Annotated in this window: 24 protein-coding genes and 1 tRNA gene; 16 read left to right on the top strand and 9 right to left on the bottom strand. The window is 40.7% G+C overall.

Annotated features, from left to right (window positions below; translation table 11 throughout):
- Window positions 1–33: 33 nt before the first annotated feature.
- The 6 genes from BUA53_RS15500 (at window position 34) to BUA53_RS15475 (ending at window position 3,784) form a co-directional block, all read left to right on the top strand.
- Entirely contained in the window at window positions 34–492 is a 459-nt protein-coding gene (locus tag BUA53_RS15500) for a CBS domain-containing protein (protein ID WP_072836305.1), read from the top strand.
- A 33-nt stretch (window positions 493–525) separates the two neighbouring features.
- Window positions 526–1,362, top strand: coding sequence for an aminotransferase class IV (locus BUA53_RS15495; RefSeq protein ID WP_072836304.1), 837 nt, complete (start codon window positions 526–528; stop codon window positions 1,360–1,362).
- 100 nt (window positions 1,363–1,462) lie between these two features.
- Window positions 1,463–1,798, top strand: a complete 336-nt coding sequence (locus BUA53_RS15490; protein WP_072836303.1) for a hypothetical protein — start codon at window positions 1,463–1,465, stop codon at window positions 1,796–1,798.
- 108 nt (window positions 1,799–1,906) lie between these two features.
- Window positions 1,907–2,482, top strand: a complete 576-nt coding sequence (locus BUA53_RS20950) for a hypothetical protein (protein WP_084080155.1) — start codon at window positions 1,907–1,909, stop codon at window positions 2,480–2,482.
- 119 nt (window positions 2,483–2,601) lie between these two features.
- Window positions 2,602–3,051, top strand: a complete 450-nt coding sequence (locus BUA53_RS15480) for an Hsp20/alpha crystallin family protein (RefSeq protein WP_072836302.1) — start codon at window positions 2,602–2,604, stop codon at window positions 3,049–3,051.
- Between the two features lie 100 nt (window positions 3,052–3,151).
- Window positions 3,152–3,784, top strand: coding sequence for an MgtC/SapB family protein (locus BUA53_RS15475; protein WP_072836301.1), 633 nt, complete (start codon window positions 3,152–3,154; stop codon window positions 3,782–3,784).
- Between the two features lie 36 nt (window positions 3,785–3,820).
- Here BUA53_RS15475 and BUA53_RS15470 read toward each other — a convergent pair whose 3' ends face one another.
- The 4 genes from BUA53_RS15470 to BUA53_RS15455 form a co-directional block, all read right to left on the bottom strand.
- On the bottom strand, window positions 3,821–4,834 hold the full coding sequence (locus tag BUA53_RS15470; RefSeq protein WP_072836300.1) for a glycosyltransferase family 9 protein: 1,014 nt from the start codon (window positions 4,832–4,834) through the stop codon (window positions 3,821–3,823).
- A 91-nt stretch (window positions 4,835–4,925) separates the two neighbouring features.
- Window positions 4,926–6,170, bottom strand: coding sequence for an MFS transporter (locus BUA53_RS15465; RefSeq protein ID WP_072836299.1), 1,245 nt, complete (start codon window positions 6,168–6,170; stop codon window positions 4,926–4,928).
- 3 nt (window positions 6,171–6,173) lie between these two features.
- The gene (locus BUA53_RS15460) at window positions 6,174–6,863 is read right to left on the bottom strand and encodes a DedA family protein (RefSeq protein ID WP_245793172.1); all 690 of its coding nucleotides are present in this window, start codon (window positions 6,861–6,863) and stop codon (window positions 6,174–6,176) included.
- A 59-nt stretch (window positions 6,864–6,922) separates the two neighbouring features.
- Entirely contained in the window at window positions 6,923–8,158 is a 1,236-nt protein-coding gene (locus tag BUA53_RS15455) for a dicarboxylate/amino acid:cation symporter (protein ID WP_072836297.1), read from the bottom strand.
- Between the two features lie 158 nt (window positions 8,159–8,316).
- On the opposite strand from BUA53_RS15455, the gene BUA53_RS15450 reads away from it, so the two are divergent.
- The 3 genes from BUA53_RS15450 to BUA53_RS15440 all read left to right on the top strand — a co-directional run bounded on the left by BUA53_RS15450 (window position 8,317) and on the right by BUA53_RS15440 (window position 11,716).
- Entirely contained in the window at window positions 8,317–9,966 is a 1,650-nt protein-coding gene (locus BUA53_RS15450) for an amino acid permease (RefSeq protein WP_072836296.1), read from the top strand.
- Window positions 9,967–10,122: 156 nt separating this feature from the next.
- Window positions 10,123–10,845: a YebC/PmpR family DNA-binding transcriptional regulator gene (locus BUA53_RS15445; protein ID WP_072836295.1), complete on the top strand. Its 723-nt coding sequence runs from the start codon at window positions 10,123–10,125 to the stop codon at window positions 10,843–10,845.
- 472 nt (window positions 10,846–11,317) lie between these two features.
- Window positions 11,318–11,716, top strand: a complete 399-nt coding sequence (locus BUA53_RS15440; RefSeq protein WP_072836294.1) for a thiol-disulfide oxidoreductase DCC family protein — start codon at window positions 11,318–11,320, stop codon at window positions 11,714–11,716.
- Between the two features lie 7 nt (window positions 11,717–11,723).
- Here the strand turns inward: BUA53_RS15440 and BUA53_RS15435 are convergent, their stop codons facing one another.
- The 3 genes from BUA53_RS15435 to BUA53_RS15425 all read right to left on the bottom strand — a co-directional run bounded on the left by BUA53_RS15435 (window position 11,724) and on the right by BUA53_RS15425 (window position 15,605).
- Window positions 11,724–12,509: a PhzF family phenazine biosynthesis protein gene (locus BUA53_RS15435; protein ID WP_072836293.1), complete on the bottom strand. Its 786-nt coding sequence runs from the start codon at window positions 12,507–12,509 to the stop codon at window positions 11,724–11,726.
- A 4-nt stretch (window positions 12,510–12,513) separates the two neighbouring features.
- Complete coding sequence (locus BUA53_RS15430) at window positions 12,514–13,128, bottom strand: trimeric intracellular cation channel family protein (protein ID WP_072836292.1); 615 nt, start codon at window positions 13,126–13,128, stop codon at window positions 12,514–12,516.
- An 83-nt stretch (window positions 13,129–13,211) separates the two neighbouring features.
- On the bottom strand, window positions 13,212–15,605 hold the full coding sequence (locus tag BUA53_RS15425; RefSeq protein ID WP_072836291.1) for an alpha-ketoacid dehydrogenase subunit alpha/beta: 2,394 nt from the start codon (window positions 15,603–15,605) through the stop codon (window positions 13,212–13,214).
- A gap of 105 nt (window positions 15,606–15,710) precedes the next feature.
- Here BUA53_RS15425 and BUA53_RS15420 point away from each other — a divergent pair, with 105 nt between their 5' ends.
- The 4 genes from BUA53_RS15420 to BUA53_RS15405 all read left to right on the top strand — a co-directional run bounded on the left by BUA53_RS15420 (window position 15,711) and on the right by BUA53_RS15405 (window position 19,045).
- On the top strand, window positions 15,711–16,142 hold the full coding sequence (locus tag BUA53_RS15420) for a DUF1573 domain-containing protein (protein ID WP_072836290.1): 432 nt from the start codon (window positions 15,711–15,713) through the stop codon (window positions 16,140–16,142).
- A gap of 4 nt (window positions 16,143–16,146) precedes the next feature.
- On the top strand, window positions 16,147–16,635 hold the full coding sequence (locus BUA53_RS15415) for a DUF1573 domain-containing protein (protein ID WP_072836289.1): 489 nt from the start codon (window positions 16,147–16,149) through the stop codon (window positions 16,633–16,635).
- Window positions 16,636–16,781: 146 nt separating this feature from the next.
- Window positions 16,782–18,011, top strand: coding sequence for a pyridoxal phosphate-dependent aminotransferase (locus tag BUA53_RS15410; RefSeq protein ID WP_072836288.1), 1,230 nt, complete (start codon window positions 16,782–16,784; stop codon window positions 18,009–18,011).
- A 221-nt stretch (window positions 18,012–18,232) separates the two neighbouring features.
- Window positions 18,233–19,045: an SRPBCC family protein gene (locus tag BUA53_RS15405; RefSeq protein ID WP_072836287.1), complete on the top strand. Its 813-nt coding sequence runs from the start codon at window positions 18,233–18,235 to the stop codon at window positions 19,043–19,045.
- Here BUA53_RS15405 and BUA53_RS15400 read toward each other — a convergent pair.
- Window positions 19,039–19,641: a GNAT family N-acetyltransferase gene (locus BUA53_RS15400; protein ID WP_072836286.1), complete on the bottom strand. Its 603-nt coding sequence runs from the start codon at window positions 19,639–19,641 to the stop codon at window positions 19,039–19,041. The two genes, BUA53_RS15405 and BUA53_RS15400, sit on opposite strands and share 7 nt — an antisense overlap.
- A gap of 150 nt (window positions 19,642–19,791) precedes the next feature.
- On the opposite strand from BUA53_RS15400, the gene BUA53_RS15395 reads away from it, so the two are divergent.
- The 3 genes from BUA53_RS15395 to BUA53_RS15385 all read left to right on the top strand — a co-directional run bounded on the left by BUA53_RS15395 (window position 19,792) and on the right by BUA53_RS15385 (window position 20,869).
- A tRNA-Met gene (locus BUA53_RS15395) sits at window positions 19,792–19,865 on the top strand.
- A gap of 207 nt (window positions 19,866–20,072) precedes the next feature.
- Window positions 20,073–20,351, top strand: a complete 279-nt coding sequence (locus tag BUA53_RS15390) for a GIY-YIG nuclease family protein (RefSeq protein WP_072836285.1) — start codon at window positions 20,073–20,075, stop codon at window positions 20,349–20,351.
- A gap of 239 nt (window positions 20,352–20,590) precedes the next feature.
- Window positions 20,591–20,869, top strand: coding sequence for a GIY-YIG nuclease family protein (locus BUA53_RS15385; protein ID WP_072836284.1), 279 nt, complete (start codon window positions 20,591–20,593; stop codon window positions 20,867–20,869).
- Window positions 20,870–20,983: 114 nt separating this feature from the next.
- Here the strand turns inward: BUA53_RS15385 and BUA53_RS15380 are convergent, their stop codons facing one another.
- Window positions 20,984–23,506, bottom strand: a complete 2,523-nt coding sequence (locus BUA53_RS15380; protein ID WP_245793170.1) for a DUF5686 and carboxypeptidase-like regulatory domain-containing protein — start codon at window positions 23,504–23,506, stop codon at window positions 20,984–20,986.
- Window positions 23,507–23,742: the final 236 nt, after the last annotated feature.

Raw genomic sequence — 23,742 nt, 5'->3', positions numbered from 1 at the left:
AACTTTGATGCAAAAATAAAATTGAACTATACGATGCTAACAGTGAAAAATGTACTTGAGAGTAAAGCAAAGCCCTTTAATACCGTTACACCAGACACCCTTGTTATTGACGCCCTTAATCTTTTAAGTTCAGTGAATTTAAGCTACCTGGTGGTGATGCAAGACCAAAATTACCAGGGGGTTTTCAGCGAAAGAGATTACAGCCGGAATGTTATACTGAAAGGCAGGGCAAGTAATTCTACAAAAGTTAAAGAGGTTATGACAACCGATTTGCCTATTGTAGGATTTAATGATACCGTGGAATATTGCATGCAATTAATGAATAGCCATAAGATACGTTACCTGCTGGCTTATGACGAAAACAAAAGCTTTGCCGGTATCATTACCATTCACGATCTACTTCGCCAGGTGATAAACAACCGTGAGGGTATCTTTAATTCCTCCGTTGCCCAGGAATTGATCAATAATGATGAAAGTGGGAAGATCTATTAAAAACTACGCATCTTTCACTAACCCCGAACACTAATGGAAACCTTTGTTTTTATTAATGATGATTTTGTAACAGAAGATAAAGGCTTGATTCATTATCGTGACCTTTCCATTCAAAGAGGTTATGGCTTCTTTGATTTCTTCCGGGTAAAGGACAAAGTACCGCTTTTAGTAGAAGAGCACCTGGACCGCTTGTTTCGTTCGGCAGAAATAATGCACCTCTCCATTCCACTTTCCCGGGAAACAATCAAATCAGTTATCTACTCTCTGATCAGTAAAAATGGGATCTCCGATTCCGGCATAAGGATCACTGTTACCGGGGGATATTCCGGCAATGGATATTCTTTGACAAATCCCAATATTATTATTTCAGAAAACCAGTTCACCCTACCAAAAGAAGTACAGTATAAAGAAGGGATCAGGCTGGCACTGTATCCGTACCAGCGGCAACTTCCGGAAGCCAAAACCATTGATTATCTTATGGAGATATGGTTGCAACCGTATATTCATTTGCACGCTGCAGATGATATTTTGTATTTCAGGGATGGTGCGATAACAGAATGTCCTCGGTCAAACTTTTTCATTGTAACAACAGGCGGAGAGATCCATACAGCGGGGGAAAATATATTAAAGGGTGTTACCAGGAGCCGGATCATAAAGGCCGCAATGGGCCATTTTGAACTTAAAGAAAGAAACATATCACCGGATGAAGCCTTACAGGCAAGCGAAGCCTTTATTTGCAGCACCACAAAAGGGATTTTGCCCGTTACTATAATAAATGGAAAGCCTATAGGAAACGGGAAACCCGGACCTGTCACCGAGCTACTTGGCCGCCTGTTACATACAGCCCATATGACAGGTTCTGAAGTATAGTGAGGCATTACCCTCATTTGTAAATAATTAGGTGAAAAAACGGGTTTATTTATGGTGTTTTGCGCATTTCACGCAATGTTATGTTTTCTAACTTGCTGGCATGAGAAATAATACCCTGCTTTCAGAAATAGACCTTTGGGAAGCCTGGATCGAATTCGATCATGAAGGCACAGAAAGTTTCGGAACCCTTTATATTTTGGGTGAAGTACCTGTTTCTAAAACATCACAACATCCATTCTTTATAAAATGCATACAGGAGAACGATCCTCAAACGCTGGTGTTAAGCGTTGAATTAAGCGATTCAGTAAGTACCTCAGGCGAGGAAGAGGTGGTTTTCTCAGAAAAACTCCCGGGTTTGCATAAGTATGACACTATAAAAATATACCGCGGCAAAGACCTTATTAAAGAAATAAATGAGATCGAGGTCCTGATTTGACCCTAAACTACCTACTGCCTTAACCATACCAGATTTGAATGGCCAGTCTTAGACTGGCCATTGTCTTGTCACGGCATAAAATTTTCAAGTATCCTGTAAACTAAAGATATGGATAGCAAAGAAAATAATATACCCCGTGGTGAAAGGGAGCCCGGCAATAGCAGGATTGAAAGGCGCTCCTCAATTCCGGGAGATCTTCCGGATTCACAAAAAGACAGAGAGGAAATGAGAACACAGGAAGAATTTATTGACCTGCCTGATGTGAAAGATATACCTGGGCAGGAGTTTGTAAATGCACCTCCGGTGGGCGCACTTGGTGACACTACCATTGCCTCAGATGATGAAGAAGGCGTAGGTGTTTTTGACCTTGATGATAGTGAAGATTTTACACCCGGAACTGAAGGCGATGTGTCAAGGGGTGAAAAACAAGCACTTGAGCAAATAGATTACCTGCCCACACGTGATGAAAATAACCTCATAGAGGCAAGAATGGACAATACCGACTTCCAGAATGAACCATTAAATGAACGAAGCTTTGGGGAAGTGAGGACCGCAAGCGACCTTGATGTTCCCGGGTCGGAGAATGATGATGCAAATGAAAGAATTGGGGAAGAGGACGAAGAAAACAATGATTACAGCCTGGGCAGTGCAGATAATGATAATATTACAGAAGGTACTCCCTGATAAGGGACAAGTTTTCAGGAATTCTGCAAAAACTTCAGTTGTTGCTGGTAATGGCATTTAGGTTGATGGAAAGCTATTGTTGCTTTTAGCATGTATTAACCAATAAAACGGAGGTTATTATGTCAATAATTAAAAGAAACAATTCTTTCCAGGGAATGAACAGCATCTTTGATGATCTGTTTAACAGGGACCTTTTAAACTGGGGCCTTGTCAATAACTCAGCCACAAATACCACCTTACCATCGGTGAACATCAGGGAAACCAATGATAACTTTATAGTTGAGATGGCCGCTCCCGGTATGACAAAAGATGACTTCAAGATTGAGCTGGATGGTAACTTGTTGACTATTAGCAGTGAAAAAGAAGATCGCAATGAGATGAAGGATGGTGAAAAGTATACACGGCAGGAATTTAGTTACCAATCTTTCCAACGCAGTTTCCAGCTTCCTAAAGATGTGGTGGATTCTGATAAGATCCAGGCAAAGTATGAGAATGGTGTTTTAAATCTTGTGGTACCTAAAAAGGAGCATGCGAAACAGAAACCCCCAAGAATGATCGAAATAGCTTAATGACAGTCCGCTTCGGCGGACTTTTCTTTTATCATTTATCCTCTAATAGTACCAGGTACCCACTTGAGTGATATAAATTTGAAAACTGATATCATATAGCATGCCTTCAATAGACATATTGTTACTTCAGCTTTTAATGGTGATCGTGGTAGGCGGGTTGATTGGTGCCGAAAGAGAATACCATAGCAAGAGCGCTGGGTTTAGAACCATGATCCTGATCTGCCTGGGGTCTTTTCTATTCACCACATTTTCTATTCATATCTCAGGCTCCAGTTCTGACAGGATAGCTTCGAATATTGTAACAGGAATTGGCTTTTTAGGCGCGGGAGTCATTTTTAAGTCTGATAACAGGATCAATGGAATCACCACTGCGGCTACCATATGGGCTGTGGCAGCACTGGGAATGGGCATTGCCGATAATGCGTATGTATTAGTAGGCATCAGCACTGTGGTCATTATGTCGGCTTTGATGTTATTGACAAAACTTGAGCGTATTATAGACAGGATCAACCAATCGCACACTTATAAAATTGTCAGCATTTACCAGGAAGACCTGCTTAAACAATACGAGAACATGTTCAAAGAATGCCAGCTTCATTACAAACGATTGAAGCGCACAAAAAATGGAGAATACCTGGTAGGAACATGGATCGTGCATGGTTCGGAAAAAAATCATAACAGGTTCACCAAGATGATACTGCATGATCCAACAGTAAAGAAATTTGAATTTTGATCAATAGCGGGTGCTAACCACTGATAGTGGATCCGTTTATTGAGCTGATCTTCCCAGGCGGACATTTGCTTTCCTTATCAATTCATCAATATCCATCTTTTTCATGCATTTGAAATGCCCCTGCGGACAATGGTTCCTTCCCATTTTTGTACAGGGCCTGCACCAAAGCTTATGTACCTGTGCATCGTCATAAGGCCGCGCATGTGTAAGCAGGAAATTATCGCCATAATAAGGCACCATCCCAAACGATGGTGTAGTGCTACCCCAAACAGCAATGACAGGCTTTTTCAGTGCAGCGGCTATGTGCATCAGGCCTGTGTCGTGAGCAATCACCAGTTTTGATTTACGTACCAGGTCCGCACTTTCATTCAATGAAAACTTTCCACAAGCATTGTACACCTTTACCGGATCCACCTTTCTTATTTCCTCCCCTTCAGCAAATTCTTCTTTCGCCCCTAACAAGATAATAGGGTGATCCATCTTCTGACACAGTTCCTGCAACTTATATACAGGTAGCTTCTTGGTATAAAAAGAAGCACCAATAACGATGGCAACAAAGCCAAGCTGGTGCGATGCAGGAATATCATTTTGCTGAACTTCCTCTTCTTTTGGAATAAAATAATCCATGCCTGCCCCATCATTCCGCACGCCAAATGATTTCACGGTTTCCATATAGCGGTCAATGATATGCAGCTTAGGCATTACATTCCACTTAAGCTTAACGAAGATGAGCTTTTCAATATTGAGCTTATTGAAACTTACCGAAGGCACCTTCAGCGCTTTCTTAACTCTAAGGGTCCTTAAATTATGGTGCAGGTCAATAATGTGATCAAACTTTTCTTCATTTAAATCAGCGATCATTTGTTCCCAATCATCACTAAGTAAGTGCAGCTTATCCACGTAGGGATTGTGCGCCATAACAGTTTTGAACTGGGGCTTTATAAGGAAATGTATCTCCGCACCTGGCACCTGCTTTTTTAAACAGCGTACCACTGGTGTGGTAAGAACGATATCACCAATGGAAGAAAACCTGATTATCAAAAACTTCATAGTCTTTGGATTGGATTTTTATTTGGAATTGCAAAGTTGGAGATCCTTTATTATACCTATGTATTATTTGAGTTCATAAACATTTGATCCATTACTCTTCTACATACTTAAGATCCTTATGGTAGGTTTCTTCAGTAAAATAAGCCGATATAAGAGTAATGATCATTACTAATATGCCTGTAACAACAGCACTTTTCACAAGTGCCCAGCCCCAGCTATCCTGGAAAACATTTTTAAATAGCAGGTTTATCAGGGGCAACGATCCCCGCACCATATTGGGTATGGTGGTAGCAGCAGTTGCTCTTAAATTGGTTCCAAACTGCTCGGCGCCCATAGTTACAAAAATGGCCCAAAAGCCCGTGCTGAACCCCAAAGCCGTACATATAATGTACATACGTGTATCGTTGTTATTCCAGGGGCTGAAAAACAGGAAAGCTGAGATAATGCTTAAAGCATAAAAAAGATAGAGCGCCTTTTTCCTGCTTTTAAAATACTGGCTGATGAATCCAATCAATATATCACCAACAGCAATACCTATATATGCATACATAATGGCTTTGCCGCTATTCACTGCATTTTCGCCATACAGACTTAGGGCAAACCGGTTGCTAAGGTTTACCAATACGCCAATTACAAACCATGTGGGTAATCCAATCAAAATAGCCAGTACATATTTCCGGAACCGTACTGCATTATTGAAGAACATTAATATATTACCCCGTATCACATTTTGCTGTTTCACCTCGTGAAACATACCACTCTCCGCCACGCTAATTCTAAGCAGAAGCAATATAACTCCAAGTCCCCCTCCTATTTTATAACACAATCGCCAGTCCTGGGTGTATTCGTAGGTAAAAAATGCAAATACAGCCCCAAATAAACCAATACCTGCTACAAGGGAAGTACCTATACCACGTTTATCCTTTGGTAACAGCTCACTTACCAGTGTGATGCCTGCTCCCAATTCTCCTGCAAGCCCAATGCCTGCCACAAACCTGGCATAGGCATAGTGGTCAATGGTAGTAACATATCCCGTAATAAAATTGGCTATTGAATATAATAGTATGGATCCAAATAAAACACTGAGTCTTCCTCGCTTATCACCCATGATACCCCAAATGATGCCACCAATCAGCAGGCCAATCATTTGCCAGTTAATAATCCTTGTGCTTGCAGCCAATACCTGCTTTGTATTAGCCAGGTCTATGCCTACTCCCTGTAATGAGGGTTCCCTGACGATGGTAAAAAGCAGCAGGTCATAGATATCAACAAAATAACCCAGAGCTGCCACCACTACAGCCAGGCTAAAAACAGAAGAATGATTCTTTTGTTTCATTTATCATTTTGAATTATGATCGGTTGTAGTTGCAGGCTGCTTTTTGGTAAAGAATAATTTGTAAATGACAGGCAGGGTTGTCACCAATATTATGGCAATAGTGATCGCCTCTATATGATCCTTCAAACTGAAATTAAATTCACGCTCCACCCAGGACTGCAGGAAATATCCACCCAGCATCATACTGCATACCCAGGCAATACTTCCTAAAAGGTTATAGAAAATAAAAGTAGGTCTTTCCATTTTTACAACACCCGCAACAATAGGAGCAAAAGTCCGGATGATGGGAAGAAACTTTGCCAAAAAGATAGTAGCCTTTCCATATTGGTGATAAAATTCAGTTGCTCTCAGCAAATGTTTTTTTCTAAACAACCATGTCTCTTTGCGTTCATATAATAAGGGGCCCGTCTTTCTGCCGAACCAATAACCAGCTATATTGCCTAAAAAAGAGGCGATGATCACCAATATAATTACAACGTAGGGAAGACCGAAAAACTCCTTACCCAGGTTTTCAAGATAAATGCCTGCAGCAAATAATAATGAGTCCCCAGGTAAAAAGAAGCCAACGAATAACCCTGTTTCAGCAAAAACCACAAACAACAGGAAATATAGCCCCCCGTTTGTTATGATCCATTCTATAAACTGTTGAATAAATCCTCCCTGGAGCATTGTTATATGTAGTAAGCTAAACATCTGGTTGTTTCTGATTTAAAGGTTTGTACGCTGCTTTTTTACTGTACTTAAAATGATCGCTATTCAGTTAATTCTCCCTCCCATTTACTTACCACACTGGTTGCCAATGCATTTCCAACCACATTGGTTGCTGTTCTGAACATATCACAAAAATGATCAATTGGCAATATTAAAGCTACTCCTTCAGGTGGAATGTTAAACATGGAGCAGGTGGCTAAAACCACAACAAGCGACGCTCTTGGCACTCCAGCTATACCTTTACTAGTTAACATGAGCACTAACAGCATCATCAACTGGGTCTCAATTGGCATATGCATACCATAAGCCTGCGCTATGGCCAGGCTGGCAAAGGTCATATACATCATACTGCCATCCAGGTTGAATGAATAGCCAAGTGGTAAAACAAATGCCACGATCTTATCCCTGCAGCCAAAACGCTCCAGTTCCTCTGTAAGCTTTGGAAAAACAGCTTCGCTGCTGGTGGTGCTGAAGGCAATCAGCAAAGGACTTCCAATCCTGCGCAACAATTCCCTGATCCTTCCTTTTAAAATGATAGTACCTACTGTTAAAAGCAGTATCCAAAGAATGGCTATACCAATTAAAAAGAAAGAAAAGTATTTAAGGTAAAAAACAAATATTCCTAAGCCTTTTGAAGCCACAACTGCTGCTATGGCACCAAATACTCCTATAGGTGCAAAGTTCATTACATAGTTCACCATCTTTAATATGACATGTGAAGCCACATCCAGTGCTTTGATCAGTGGTTTTGTATAGTCTCCAATAGCGGCAGCAGCTACGCCAAAGAAAATAGAGAACACAACCAGTTGCAATATTTCATTATTGGCCATGGCCTCCACAAAACTTTTAGGGATAACATGTTCTACAAAGTTTTGAAGGGAAAAGCTTTTCTGTTTGGTAACAAGGTCTGTCAATCCTTCCACGTCTTTTTGGGATAGATCGATGTATTGGCCAGGTTTAAAGTAATTAACCAATGCCAGCCCAATGAGCAGGGAAGCCAATGATGCTGTTATAAACCAAAGTATGGCCTTACCACCCACTCGTCCCACTGTTTTCAGGTCTCCCAGTTTGGCAATACCCACAACCAGCGTAGTAAAAACCAAAGGGGCAATGATCATCTGCACCAACCTGATAAAAATGGTGCTTAGTATTTTAATATTGTTTGAAAAGCTTTTTTGAAAGCCAGGACCGGTACTGGTAAAAATAAAATATCCAACAAGGATACCCAGTATCATGGACAGAATGATATATAGAGTAAGACGGTTCCCTTTATTCATACGGTGCGCTTGTTAACAGCGCGCCGAAAATCGGAAAAAAAAGGGATATCAAAGATTTTCAATTCTTTTTGAGCAGCCATATATCATAAAAGAAAAGTAGTGTTAATGAATTATTATTTATTTTACGAGCTTAAACGAACCATAATCAACAATTTCACATGAGTTTATTTGTTAAGAAACCTCTTGCAGGACTTTTAGCTGAGGCCCAGGACAGTAGTGGGCATACCCTAAAGAAAACCCTTGGTGCTGGCGGATTGATAGCCCTTGGTATTGGGGCAATTATTGGTGCGGGATTATTTTCCATTACAGGTGGTGCCGCCGCTAACCAGGCAGGGCCAGCCATCACCATTTCATTTGTTGTTGCAGCTCTCGGTTGTTTATTTGCCGGTTTATGCTATGCAGAATTTGCCTCTATGATCCCCGTTGCAGGTAGTGCATATACCTACAGCTATGCTACCATGGGAGAATTCATTGCCTGGATCATAGGTTGGGACCTTGTACTGGAATATGCTGTTGGTGCCGCTACAGTAAGTATTAGCTGGAGCCGTTACCTGGTCAAGTTCCTGGAAGGATTTGATGTGCACCTCCCCGTCTGGATGGCCACAGGGCCTTTTGATGGAGGTATGATCAATGTTCCAGCAGTATTCATTGTTGTCTTAATGAGCCTGTTGCTTATTAAGGGCACACAGGAAAGTGCATTTGTCAATTCAATTATCGTTGCCTTAAAAGTTGCAGTGGTATTGGTGTTCATTTTCCTTGGATGGAAGTATATCAACAATGACAACTACAACCCATATATCCCTACGAATACAGGTACTTTCGGCGAATATGGTTTCAGTGGAATCATCAGGGCAGCCGCTATTGTGTTCTTTGCCTATATAGGCTTTGATGCCGTGAGTACCGCTGCACAGGAAGCTAAAAATCCTAAAAGGGATATGCCCTGGGGTATCCTGGGATCCCTTGCCATCTGTACTGTTCTCTATATACTTTTTGCCCACGTAATGACCGGTGTTACCAGTTATACTTCCTTCAAAGGACAGGATGGTATCGCACCAGTTGCTGTGGCTATTGAACATATGGGTAAGGCTGATGCTGCTGGTGTCATTCACCCGGATTATCCATGGTTGAACAGGGCTATTATCGTAGCCATCCTTGCCGGTTATTCATCTGTGATATTAGTGATGCTGATGGGGCAAAGCCGTGTATTCTATAGTATGAGCCGTGATGGATTATTGCCTAAGGTATTTTCTGACGTACATCCCAAATTCAGAACACCTTCAAAAAGCAACTTCCTATTCATGCTTTTTGTAAGCCTTTTTGCAGCCTTTGTACCTGCAAGAGTGGTGGGAGAAATGACAAGTATAGGTACCCTGTTTGCTTTCATCCTTGTATGTATTGGTGTAATGGTATTAAGGAAAAACGAACCGGATGCACCAAGAGCTTTTAAAACTCCATGGGTTCCGCTTGTTCCTGTCCTGGGTATCGCCACCTGCTTATTTATGATGGTCTTCCTACCACTTGACACCTGGATCCGTTTGATAGTATGGATGATGATAGGATTTGATGTGTACATATGGTATGGCATGAAAAACAGCCATTTATCAAGTGGTGATACACAATCAACAGGTAGAAGCAACCGTATTATCGGATGGACCGGCCTTTCCCTTGTTGTGCTTTTGGCAATTGTAGCCTTTATACATCATGGGGTAATGGACGTTGAAAATCCAGATACAGGATTGTTTTATTTCGCCCTGGTCTTTGCAGCCATTCATGCAGTATTATATGGCAATAGGCTAAGAAGAAAATAAATAGTAATTTTATTAAATAAGGCAGCTATGGTTATACATAGCTGCTTTTTTTATTTGTAAATAGTACTTTTGCGGCGCTTCCCAATTCATATATATTATTACGTATTGATGGAATGAGAAGTTCGTAAAACCTGAAATAATAAATATCAAACTTTTATGGGTCGCATATTTGAAGTTAGAAAGTCCACCATGTTTGCCCGTTGGGACCGTATGGCTAAGCAATTTACCCGGGTAGGGAAGGAAATTGCCATTGCTGTAAAAGCCGGAGGCCCTGATCCTGCCACCAATCCAGCTTTACGCCGCTGCATGCAAAATGCTAAGGCAGTGAATATGCCCAAGGACAGGGTTGAAGCAGCTATCAAAAGAGCACAGGGCAAGGAGATGGAGAATTATGAGGAGATCCTGTATGAAGGATATGCCCCTCATGGTGTGGCAGTGTTGGTTGAAACAGCCACTGATAACCACATACGCACAGTGGCCAATGTAAAATCTATTTTCAATAAAGGCAATGGTGCCTTAGGTAACAGTGGCAGTGTAAGCTTCCAGTTTAAAAAGGTCGGCACTTTCAAATTAGCTCCCCAGGGTCTGAACATGGATGACCTGGAACTGGAACTGATTGACCATGGCCTTGAAGAACTGGGTGAAGGAACCGGTGAAAATGGAGAGGATGTAATAGTGCTGCGCTGTGCCTTCAGTGATTTCGGAAACCTTCAAAAGGCTCTTGAAGAAAAAGGTATAACGCCCTTAAGTGCCGAACTAGAATGGATCCCTACCACCACTGTTGAATTATCAGAAGAGCAGGCACAGGATGTGCTGAAACTGGTAGATAAGCTCGAACAGGATGAAGATGTTCAAAAAGTCTTTCATAACCTCCAATAACTTATTAAAAAAGGCTGTCTAATAAAAAGACAGCCTTTTTAAATTCCCCATTACCTGGTAAGGAACCTAACATTGGCCAACTGCCAAAATCACAGTATTACTGGCTGTGAGCTTCCTTTTATTTACTACAACTACATTTTGATCACTACTAATCCCTGTAAACTCATTTGAAGCCCTGTAAAACCCACGAATGAGGGGTTTTCTGTTTACTTACCACTTAGCTCCTCCCTATCTGAGGTATAGCTACGGTATAGCAACGGTATAGATACTCCGTGCCGGCACGGAGTATCTATATCGTAGATAGGGAGTAGATAGGGCTAAGCCCGGAAGAAGCTATAGGGTTACTGCCCTTATGTTTTATCCTATCTGCCATTTCAGCAGGGCTAAACCGTTAATAAAGTTTGTATATAAAGAAGCACTTCATTTGAGCCTGGGCCTTCTATAATCATAATGAAGCTAATTTTGATAAGCTATGGATAACCCGGTGATATTATTTGATGGGGTCTGCAATCTTTGTAATGGTGCCATCAACTTTGTATTGCGCCATGATAAAAAAGGCATATTCAGGTTTGCTTCCATACAATCTGAAGCAGGTCAGCGATTATTGGCAGCCCATGACCTGGATGCAAGGGAGTTGAATTCTTTTTTCCTGGTTGATAAGGGAAAGGTCTATCAGAAATCAGCAGCTGCTTTAAGAGTGGCAAATTATTTTGCCTGGTATTGGAAGGAATTGCAAATACTAAGGATAGTGCCCTATTTCCTGCGTGATGCGATATATGATTTCATCGCCACTAACCGCTATAAATGGTTTGGCAAACGAGACGAATGCATGGTACCAACACCGGATGTGCAAAAAAGGTTTCTGCAATAATGCAATACTATATATCAATTTCTCCCTGGAGGAACAGCACACATTTTCCTGATAATAAAACCCTGTCTCCTGACAGTTCACATTCAAGGGTACCACCTCTTTTTGATAATTGCTTACATTGAAGTTTGGTCTTTCCTAGCTTTTCGGACCAGTAGGGTACAATGTTGCAATGCGCTGAACCTGTGACAGGATCTTCATTGATGCCTGCACTTGGGTAAAAACAGCGAGACACCACATCTGCAGATTGCCCTTTAGCGGTAACGATCACCCCAAAGCTGTCCAACTGCTGCATTAATATGAAGTCAGGTTCTATATTTTTTACAGCTTCTTCATCAGGCAGTACAACAAAGTAATCTCTTGATTTCAATATTTCAACGGCGATAGCAGTGCCAAGGCTTTTCAACAAGCCTGCAGGGGCAGTACATGGGTCAGGAATACGGGCCGGAAAATCAAGTGTATACACTCCCTCTTTGGCAGAAGCCTTTAACATGCCGGCTCTTTGCGTTCTGAATTGGATCTCTGCTATATGAGGTTCTATAAAATTCTTGATAACATAAGCAGAAGCCAGTGTGGCGTGTCCACACAGATCTACCTCATTCTCCGGGGTAAACCACCGTATTTGGTAAACCTCGTCTTCTTTTACAATGAATGCCGTTTCACTCAAGTTATTCTCCATCGCTATCTTTTGCATAATGTCTTCATCTATCCAATGTTCTAATGGAATGACGGCTGCGGGATTACCAGAAAATACATTTTCCGCAAAAGCATCAACCTGGTAAATAGAAAACTTCATCTTATTATTTTAATTGAATTTGAGGTAATGAAAGATTATAACGAACCGCGATAAAACGTATCACAAATATCATGAGTATACAAATCACTTTTGCTACATCATCATTCAAATGTGTTTGCTTGAGCAGGTAATAGGCAATGCCACCAATGATACAGGCAAGTGCATATATCTCTTTCCGAAATATCAATGGTACTTTATTTAATAACACATCCCTGATCACACCCCCAAAACAGGCGGAAATAGTACCCAATGCAATACATATTCCGGCGCTGAATCCCTGTTTCAAACCAACTTCAATGCCTATGATTGTAAATAATCCCAGGCCAAGGGCATCAAAAATAAAGAGCGCCGTATTTAAATGTTTCAGGTAACTACCAAAGATCATTGTAAGGATTGCAGATACAAAAATGATCAATATTGTATTGCCATTATGCAGCCAGTTGACAGGAAAATTTCCTACCAGAACATCACGTACGGTGCCTCCACCAATAGCCGTAACAAAAGCAATGATAAGTACTCCAAAAGGATCAAGCTTTCTTTCCATAGCGGAGAATCCTCCAGCTACCGCAAAAGCAAATGTTCCTAATATATCAATCAGGTTTAAGAAGCTTGAGTACATTATTCTAAAGATAAGTGCAACAGGATTGATCAAAAAAAGAATCCCGGTTTTGTTACCGGGATCTTACATAATATTTAGAGTGTTTATTCAGCCATCATAGCACGCAGAACAGTTTCAATCTCTTCTGCATTTGGCTTACTGAAATAATCACCGTCGCTGCCATACGAAGGCCTGTGGGCTTTGGCTGTAATAGTTCGGGGTGCCACATCAAGCCAGCGGTATCCTTTCTGCTCTTCCATTACTTTATTGAACATATAGGCTGAAGCTCCACCTGGAACATCTTCATCAACAAAAACGATCCTGTTGGTTTTTTGTAATGATGTTAGAATCATGTGGCCGGTATCAAATGGCAAAAGGGTTTGCACATCTATTACTTCACAACTGATACCTTGCTTTTGCAGGCGTTGCGCTACTTCCATAATGATGCGCAATGTGGAACCATAAGACACAATGGTGATATCAGTTCCTTCTTTTAATATTTCCGGCACACCCAGTGGCACAGCATACTCCAAAAGATTGGAAGGAAGTTTTTCTTTAAGACGATAGCCGTTCAAACATTCAATTACGATGGCAGGATCATTACCCTGCAATAATGTATTATAGAAACCTGCGGCCTGGGTCATGTTCCTTGGCACACATACATACATGCCACGAAGCGCATTAATAACAACACCCAATGGAGAGCCGCTATGCCAGATGCCTTCCAGGCGATGTCCCCTGGTACGCACTATGATAGGGCAACTTTGTTGACCCTTTGTTCTGAAATGCAGGGTTGATACATCATCACTCAAAGGCTGTAATCCGTACAGTAAATAATCAAGGTATTGAATTTCAGCTATCGGTCTTAATCCCCTCATCGCTAATCCAATACCCTGGCCCATAATGGTAAGCTCGCGTATACCCGTATCAAAAATGCGCTGATCACCATACTTTGCCTGCAAACCGGAAAACCCCTGGTTCACATCGCCTATATAACCAAGATCTTCACCAAAAGCTACAACTTTTGGATTGCTGGCGAATAGCTGGTCAAAATAATGATTCAGGATCTCGAAGCCATTTACAGTTGGGGCATCGGCGTTGTACTTTACAGGAGATGCTTTGATGTTTAGCGTACTTTTTGGCCCCTGGTTGTATAAATGAGAGTTGTATAATGCATCACTTTCCTTTTGCAACTCCTTATAGTAATCCTTTAACCAATAAGCTTCATCACGTTCCCCAATGAGGTTTAGGGAAGCATAAATGTTTTTCATCACATCCCGTCTCAATGGTTCCTTTATAGATGAAAGCTCCCTGGCAATAACTTCCAGTTCGTGTTGGTGTTCATTGATCTTTGAAGCAACATCCTGTATTAATTCAACAGCGCGGGCCACTTGTTTTTTAATGGGTTGCAGGTAGGCTTCCCAGGCATGGGCTTTACTTGAGCGCACATGATCTTTAGCTTCTTTTTCAATATCATCAAGCTCCTCTTCAGAAGCAAGGAGATTCGCCAGGATCCATTCACGCATTTTTTTCATAGCATCCCAATCCCGCTCCCATTGCAATCTTTCGTTTGATTTATACCTTTCATGGCTCCCGGAAGTCGAATGCCCCTGGGGTTGTGTTAACTCCTCTACATGGAATAAGGCTGGTGTATGTGTTTCCCTTGCCAGGCGGATACCTTCTTCAAAAGCTTCACACATACCTGCATAATCCCAGCCTTTAACTTTATATATATTGAATCCATTAGAATATTCCTCTTTCTGCATACCACTCAAAGCCTCTGAAATGGATCCCTTTGTTGTTTGATATTTTTTGGGAACAGATATGCCATAACCATCATCCCATACAAACACTGCAAGGGGAACCTGCATAACACCTGCGGCATTGATGGTTTCCCAAAATTGACCTTCGGAAGTTGAGGCATCACCTATAGTACAGAAACAAACTTCATTACCTTTTTCGGATAGATGGGAAAACTGTTGTAATTCGGGCACATTCCTGAAAGTTTTGGAAGCAAAGGCCAATCCGAGGCCCCTGACCATCTGGCCGGCTGTAGGAGCAATATCAGCAGAAACGTTCTTTTGTTCTATAAGATTCAGCCACTCGCCATTACTATCAACAAAAGGAGTAGCAAAATGGGAAACCATTTGCCTGCCGGCACTAAAAGGATCATTGTTGACATCAGGATCGGCATACAACTGGGCAAAGAACTGCTCTACAGTAGCGATCTCACTGGCAAAGGCAAATGTTTGATCACGGTAATAACCAGATCTGAAATCACCGGGTTGGAAAAACTTGGCCATGGCCACCTGGGCTACTTCCTTGCCATCGCCAAAGATGCCAAACTTTGCCTTACCTGTCAGCACCTCTTTACGGCCTATCAGGCTAGCTTCCCGGCTTATGCAAACCCATTGATAATCCTGGAGAACCTCTGCTTTAAAACTATCAAAGGAAAGTTTTTCAAGGGATTGTTCCTGGGTTTCAAATGTATTTTCCATCTGACAAAAATAGGGGAAACCCTACATCGTTAAAAAATCACAAATTGTTGGTTTTACTATACTTTCACCTTAGATTATATTATTTTTGGGTTCAATAGCTTTCTTATGAAGAAAATGTTGGTATTATTCTTAACCATGGTGGGTTTCACGGCCCTGAAAGCCCAGACACCAGCAGATGCCATAAATCTGAAAGAAACAGAATATGACTTTGGCAAAATACCCCAGGGCAAGCCTGTTTATCATTTTTTTGATGTAACTAATAAAACCGAATCTCCCTTAAAACTGGAGAATGTAACTGCCAGTTGTGGCTGTACCACGCCTGAATGGAATAAAGAACCAATTGCTGCCGGGGCTACAGATAAGATAAAAGTGGGATATAATGCTGCAGCTGAAGGACATTTTGAAAAATTTATTACGGTTACATACAACGGAAATCAAACAAAACAAATCAAGATAAAGGGAACTGTCTGGAAAGCACCGGCAGGATCTGCTCCATCTAATGCATCGGTAAACTTTTTAAAACAACAAATACAATAAGAACATGAAAAGAATTCTTCTACTTGCTGCCGTATTCGCCACAGGATTTACTGCTATGGCACAACAAAAAGCTGAGGAAGTAATGAAAGTGAATGTTGACAAATATGATTTTGGAAAAATCAAGCAAGGTCAGCCTGTTACTACTTACTTTACTATTACCAACACCAGCGACAAGCCTATTACCATTGAAAATGCATGGGCAGGCTGTGGCTGTACTACCCCGGAATTTTCTAAGGAGCCCATTGCGCCTAATGCAACTTCTAAATTGAAAGTTGGTTACAATGCAGCAGCTATGGGACATTTTGAAAAAGATGTAAACGTAAAGATCGCAGGCTACCAACAACAAAAGATCGTAAAGATCACAGGTGAAGTAGTTGATGCTAATGCTTATGATGCGCTGTCAAAAGCAGGTGCTCTTAAAGCTGATGATGTAAAGAAAGTAAAAGTAGAAGAGAAGAATGGTAAAGTTGAAACTAAAGTAAAGAAGGGATAATTACTTATAAGTATCCATAAATATTGAAACATCCCCTGCCTGCCAGGGGATGTTTCTTTTTAATACCTGTTCTAACTTTCCTGTTAAACATGAATTACCTGCGATAACTCTATTTACCAGTTGGTTACAAATTTTATCTTTGCCGGATGTTAGAAATCTCAGAAAGGGGAAAGCAGATGCCCCCCTCCCCCATAAGAAAATTAGTTCCGTATGCTGAAACAGCTAAGAAAAAGGGAATTAAAGTTTACCATCTTAATATAGGGCAACCTGATATTGAAACTCCGCCTGCCATATTAGATGCAGTGAGAGATGCTGATATCCGTGTATTGGAATATAGTCATAGTGCGGGAAATGAGAGCTATAGAAAAAAGCTGGTTCAATACTATAAAACGGTTGGTATAGATATTACCAAGGACCAGATATTGATCACAACAGGTGGATCTGAAGCTATTCTTTTTGGTTTTTTAACCTGTCTCAATCCTAGAGATGAAGTGATCATCCCTGAACCGTTCTATGCGAATTATAATGGATTTGCAGTAGCCGCCGGAGTTAAAGTGGTGCCCATTACTTCAAATATTGAAAATGGTTTTGCCCTTCCTCCTATTTCAGATTTTGAAACAGTGATCACTGCAAACACAAAGGCTATCGTTGTTTGTAATCCCAACAATCCTACCGGCTATTTATATAGCCGCCAGGAGATGGAAGCACTTAAAACCATTTGTTTGAAACATAACCTGTACCTGTTTTCTGATGAGGCATACAGGGAGTTTGCCTACTCTGGTGAATATGTAAGTGCGCTTCATTTAACGGGCATGGATGACAATGTGGTGCTTATGGATACGGTAAGTAAGAGGTACAGTGCCTGTGGCGCTCGTTTAGGCGCTTTCGTTACCCGCAACAAAGCAGTTTATGATGCGGCTATGAAATTTGCCCAGGCAAGGCTTAGTCCTCCAGGCCTTGCACAGATCATGGGTGAAGCTGCGGTAGATCTGCCTGCCTCTTACTTTGATGCTCCCAAAGCTGAATATATTGCCAGGAGAAATTTGCTGGTGAAAAGGTTGAATAATATGCCCGGGGTATTTTGTCCCAACCCTGGAGGTGCATTTTATGCCATGGCTCAATTGCCTATTGACGATTCGGATAAGTTTTGCCAATGGCTGCTTGAAGAATTTTCAGTAAATAACCGTACAGTAATGCTCGCACCTGCCACAGGATTTTATGGTACGCCGGGCCTGGGAAAAAAAGAAGTGCGCCTGGCGTATGTACTTAATTTAAAAGACCTTGACGACGCAATGGATTGTTTAGAGAAAGCATTACAGGTGTACCCTGGCCGTACTGAAGTGAAGAGCGTGAAAAATGAGGAAGCTATTCTATAGGTTTCAGAATGACTACTGAATAGGCTATCTATAAGATAGACTAGCCATTATCTTCGCTACCAGCTGATGGGTAAAATGCTACTCAGTAAATGATATATTAAGATTTAGCCTCAACAAAGTTGGGGCTTTTTTTATGCGCAGAAATTGACATCCGGAGGCATAATAATTGCAAAATATTGGGAGAACGATCAATTTCAACTATTTCATAAAAAATACAGTTTATGGCAAATGAACAATATGGAAGCTGGCATGCCGATAATGAGTTTCAACCTCAGGCAGGAAGCGGAGTAATTAATGTAGGACAAGGAGAACGGATAGCAAGCGCAGCTGTAGGAGCATGGTTATTGTCCTCCGGTCTGAATAGCTTGATCAAACACCCTATGAATAGCCTGGTGAAACTGGCTGTTGGTGGTGTATTGCTTTACAGGGGTGCATCAGGTCACTGTCCTGTATATGCGAGCATGGGAAAAACAAAAGGTGTTTCCAACACTGATGCCGTAAACATCCGTACGAGCATGATAGTGAATAAATCAAAAGAAGAAGTGTATGCTTTCTGGAGAAAACTGGAAAATCTTCCTTTATTCATGAAGCACCTGGCTTCTGTTACGGAAATAGATTCCAAGCATTCTCATTGGGAAGCCGTGATCCCTGGAAACATAGGAAGAATAAAATGGAATGCTGAAATAGTAAAAGAAGAGCCTAATTATATGATAGGCTGGCAGTCTATTCCTAATTCAACTATCAATAATGCCGGCAAGGTTACCTTTCAGGATGCAGCTGGCGGACAGGGTACAGAGTTAGAAGTGGTGATAAGTTACCATCCACCTGCAGGAGAAATAGGTTCAGGACTGGCGAAAGCTTTGAACCCGGTATTTGAAAAACTGATACGCCAGGATGTGATGAATTTCAAAGAGTATATAGAAACAAAACATAAAGGTTCTACTGAAAACACAAATGACAATCCAAACATTTTACGCAGCGAAGCTGAAAGTGTGCAGGACGGTTCTGGTACCAACCAGTATGTAAATCAGTAAACCAGCTTCTTTGAGATGCGATCCGCTGCAGTGATGAAAATTTCATTAAACTGGATTGGGTCCATCTCACCAAATGCAATGGGTGGTGAAGGCTTGCGATCATAATGATTGACAGAAAGTTTCCACCACCCTACATTTTTCCATTCTCCCAATTTATAGCCGATATTATCATATGTAGCAAAATGTGTGAACCCACATTTTTCGTGAAGCTTTATACTAGGTTCATTAGGTAGAGTTATTCCCGCATAAATATTCCTGTATCCCTGCATTTTAAGGATTTGAAACAGCACCTTGTATAATTCCCGCCCAATACCCATTCCCTGGAAATCTTTTTTTGTATATACAGAAGATTCACAACACCATTGGTAGGCTGCCCTTTCCCGGTGCCCTGAAGCATAAACATAGCAAATGACAGATCCATCAAGTGTACAAACCAGCCAGGGTCTTGCATGCAGGTATTTTTGCATTCTTTCTTTGAACTCAGCTTCTGAAGGAACTTCTGTTTCAAAAGTAAAAGCAGTGCCCAATATATAGGGAGTATATATTTCCAGTATTTGCCGGGCATCTGAGGCATTGGCCACCCGCACCTGTACCATTTCTTGGAGTTTTGCAGAAAGGTAATTATTACACCTTGTTAAAGAAGAAAAAATGATTTTCCATTAAAGGACTGAATACTTATTTTTGCACCCCCTTAACCAGGGGAACTTCATAATTATCTTTACAGGCATAAATGAAGTGGGATATAAGGCGAGGTAGCTCAGCTGGTTAGAGCATCGGATTCATAACCCGAAGGTCGGCAGTTCAAGTCTGCTCCTCGCTACTAAATAGCCTCCTTTTCTGGAGGCTTTCTTATTTCTATAATAAAATAGAGCATCGAATTCATATCCGCCTGAGGCGGACGCCAGTTTAGGTCTGCTCCTCGATACAGAGAAGATCCCATCCGAAGCTTTTGTTGTTTTATTTTCAAGGTCGGCAGTTTAAGGTCTTATACTTCCTGCAGAGAATCTATTATCTTCAGTATCGCCTTATGTGTTATACTGTTTATATACTTTATTCTTCCAAATACAATAAGACCTATGTAGGATTTACTTCAAATTTGATAGAAATGTTCAAAAGCCATAATGAATTAGGTCATAAAGGGTGGACATTGAACTACAGACCGTGGAAAGTAATTTATTGTGAGTATTTCCCAGATAAATCATCTGCCATGTTTCGCGAAAAACAATTAAAGGGTGGAAAAGGGAGAGAATGGATAAGGCGAAAAATATTTTCAGATTACGAAGCATTCGGATTCATATCCGCCTGAGGCGGACGGCAGTTCAAGTCTGCTCCTCGCTACTAAATAGCCTCCTTTTCAGGAGGCTTTCTTATTTCTAAAATAGAGCATCGGATTCATATCCGCCTGAGGCGGACGGCAGTTCAAGTCTGCTCCTCTGTACACTTTAGCCTCCTTTACTGGAGCTTTTTTATTACCCTTTAATACCTCTTGAAGGGTTATTATCAAAGTTTATTTGTAATGAGAAAATTACTATTTTAAATGGCTTTATGCCTTATACAGTTTACATACTCTATTCTACAAAGAACGAGAAAATATATATAGGCTTTACTTCTAACCTTATTGAGCGCTTTAAAAGCCACAACTATCTTTCCCGGGAAAGTTGGACTGTAAGATACAGACCATGGGAAGTAATTTATTGTGAGTATTTTATAGATAAGGCAGATGCTATGAAAAGAGAAAGAGCATTAAAAAGCGGGCAAGGAAGAAATTGGATACATCAAAAGATCATTATGGAATATCACTGCATCGAATTCATATCCGCCTGAGGCGGACGGCAGTTCAAGTCTGCTCCTCTGTACACTTTAGCCTCTTTTCTTAGGAGGCTTTTTTTATTTCTATGTATTAAAAAAGCTTTCCGTTTCCGAAAAGCTTAAGCATTGTTAGAATTCAAATCGAACTCTTCCCCGAATGCCCCATGTGGCTATATCGGGATGATTTAGATAAGTAAACCGCTTCACTACATCTACACGAAGCAATTTGAAAATGTTACTGATACCTACACTGCCTTCTATATATGGTTCTTTGTCCATTGCAAATGTGGTAGGGACACCATTATAATTAGGAAACTTATACAGATCTGGATTCTTTTCAGGGTCATTCTCACTTCGAACCCCACCATATAATACTTTGGCAGTAACAACTTCCCTGAGGTCAAGCTTTTTAATAAGTGGAAGCCTATTGAATATAAATCCATTAAAATGGTGATCTATATTCAGGCTAACATACCGGTCGCTTACAAACTCAAGAAAGTTCATTAGATTATATGAAGCAAGTTGGTAAGCATATGTTTGGTTGGCACGATGAACCGTAAGTAATGGATAAGGAACCTTACCAAATATATATCCCCCTTCAAGTATCATGTCACTATTGCCAAATTGAGACATATATACCCTTTTAGAAATAGAAAGATTCAGGTTATCATAATTATATTGACCATTGAAAGGGCCCTTAATACCCCTAATGTACCTGAATCGAAATATGGGATGTTTATTAATAATGGGAGTTCTAAATACAGTACCCTGGTAAAATTGCTCACCCGGGGCCCATCTTAACTCCAATGAAAGATCTGTTGTAGTAACAGAGGAGTCTTTCACGAATACACTATTATGCTCTTTTATGTATTCAATTGCTCCTGCAGGTTCCTGTCTCCAGTTCTTTATTCCAAGATCGTAGGAAAAATGGTTGGCTAACTCATGAACATAGTTCAAACGGTAAATAGTATTATACAACCATTTATCGTTCTTACCCCTTTTAAAGGACAAGAGGAAATTATCTTCCTGCACAAATTGCAGCTCTTGCCCTGGAATTCTTGTTTCTCTCTGGGCACTTGCCTTAATATAGTTTAAGGGAAAGGAATAAATAGACTTATTATTTAATGAATAGGTCAATGCCAGGAAGCCTTTCCATTTTTCATCTTTAAAGCCGTACGCACCATAAGTTTCAAGGTATACCCGCTTGCTTAATTTAGGAGTAGTCCTTCCACCAAAACGCAACCTAAAACCTTCTATAGGGTTGAAACTATAAAAAGCATTGGCAGGCCCAATCTCGAACTTTCCAAAATTCTTATATCCCGCCAGCAATATATTAGCTACATCCATGAACCTTCGATAAGGCTTCAGGGTTTTCAGGCTATCGATGTTTGTATATACCTTGGCTTCAGCAACTGTCAAGGTATCGTGCCTTCGCACTGCCCAAAAACTATCCCTGTTTTGTATAGGATTTTTAAGGGTAACTAATGAAGGGCCATCATAGAACTGAGGATCCCTGGGTTTATTGATTGTGTAATTTTTATAGGATACTGTACGTTCACCAAAAATTCCATTACCTCTTCTTTTGGTTAAACTGGCTTCTGCAAGGACATTACTTTTTATAACATGGTATTTACCATCGGCGGGGTATTGTTCAAATTCCTGGGTTATATACATTTCACGAACCAGGTTCAGGTTGATATTCGGGCTAACTGTCATGTTCAATTTTTGAACAGCATAGTTAGAATCAAGCGTAATGAACATGGTACCCCTGAACAGGAAGTCATTGGTATTTCGGGGAGTAAAGTACATTTTTACAAGTTTCTTACCTGCAGCATCAGTTACAGTATCCCGGATGAAGAACATGTAAAACGTAGGTGCCATGTCTGCAATCGGGCTAAGAAACTCGCGTGTGAAAAGAGATATATTGTTGTCGTAAATATTGACATCTTCATAAAGCCTGTTCAGGTAAGAACTTACGCCATTGCTGTCAACGAATTCCCCAAAATTTACTTTGCGGTCCGCTTCTACTATGGATTTCTTTTTCTCAGGGCTTTTCCTGAAATAATTGTCGGTAATCTTTTCTTCCAGGTATATAGGAATAAGCGTCTTACCTGGAATCTTGGTAGTATCCTTATTTTCAAAAAGGAATTGAAAAGGTTTTAATAGCTTATTATTAGCCACCTTTTCAGAAACCTTACTTAATGAAAGCTGTAACTTTTCATATTGCTCATATTCAACATAGTCATAAAACTCCGGCTTGTTTTTGTCCCTGTTGGCAATAACGCGGCGTATAAGTTCAACAGCTGGGTTATCCTTATTGTGATAATTGATTTTCTTTTTACTCTTGATGACCACTTTGCCCAGGTCCTTGGTATTATCAAGCCATAATTCAACATTCACTGTTTGTTCCACTCCATTCTTTATGGAAATCGTCCTGGTTTTATAGCCTATATATGAAACAACCAACTGGTTAACGACCCTGTTGGTTCTCATTTCAAAATGGCCTGTGGAATCTGCCGTCACTCCTTTCCCTTCCCTAAAATACACAGAAGCAAAAGGAATAGGGTCTTTTGTGCCTGCGTCCATCACAATTCCACTAACTACAGTTGTTTGAGAATAAGATGCATTCGCTACCAGAAGCAAAAAGACCATGGAGATCCATTTGACTAATTGGGAGTGATATGTGGAATGGTGCATTAGTTTTATTTATATCAGCTTTTTGGTGAATACTGGGTTACTAATAGAATTTACAAGTCTAGACAAATGCATTGATCTGTAAACCTCCAGGTTGAGCCAGATCTATTCGCTTAAAGAGCATCCAATGGTCTATCCAAAATCTATATAATTCTCTATAACCACATGTTTTCAGACTTCAGCCTGCAAATGTA

This window comes from Flavisolibacter ginsengisoli DSM 18119 (assembly GCF_900129295.1).
Lineage (GTDB): Bacteria > Bacteroidota > Bacteroidia > Chitinophagales > Chitinophagaceae > Flavisolibacter > Flavisolibacter ginsengisoli.
The sequence above is the reverse complement of the archived record's forward strand: the minus strand, read 5'-3'. Positions and strand labels throughout refer to the sequence as shown.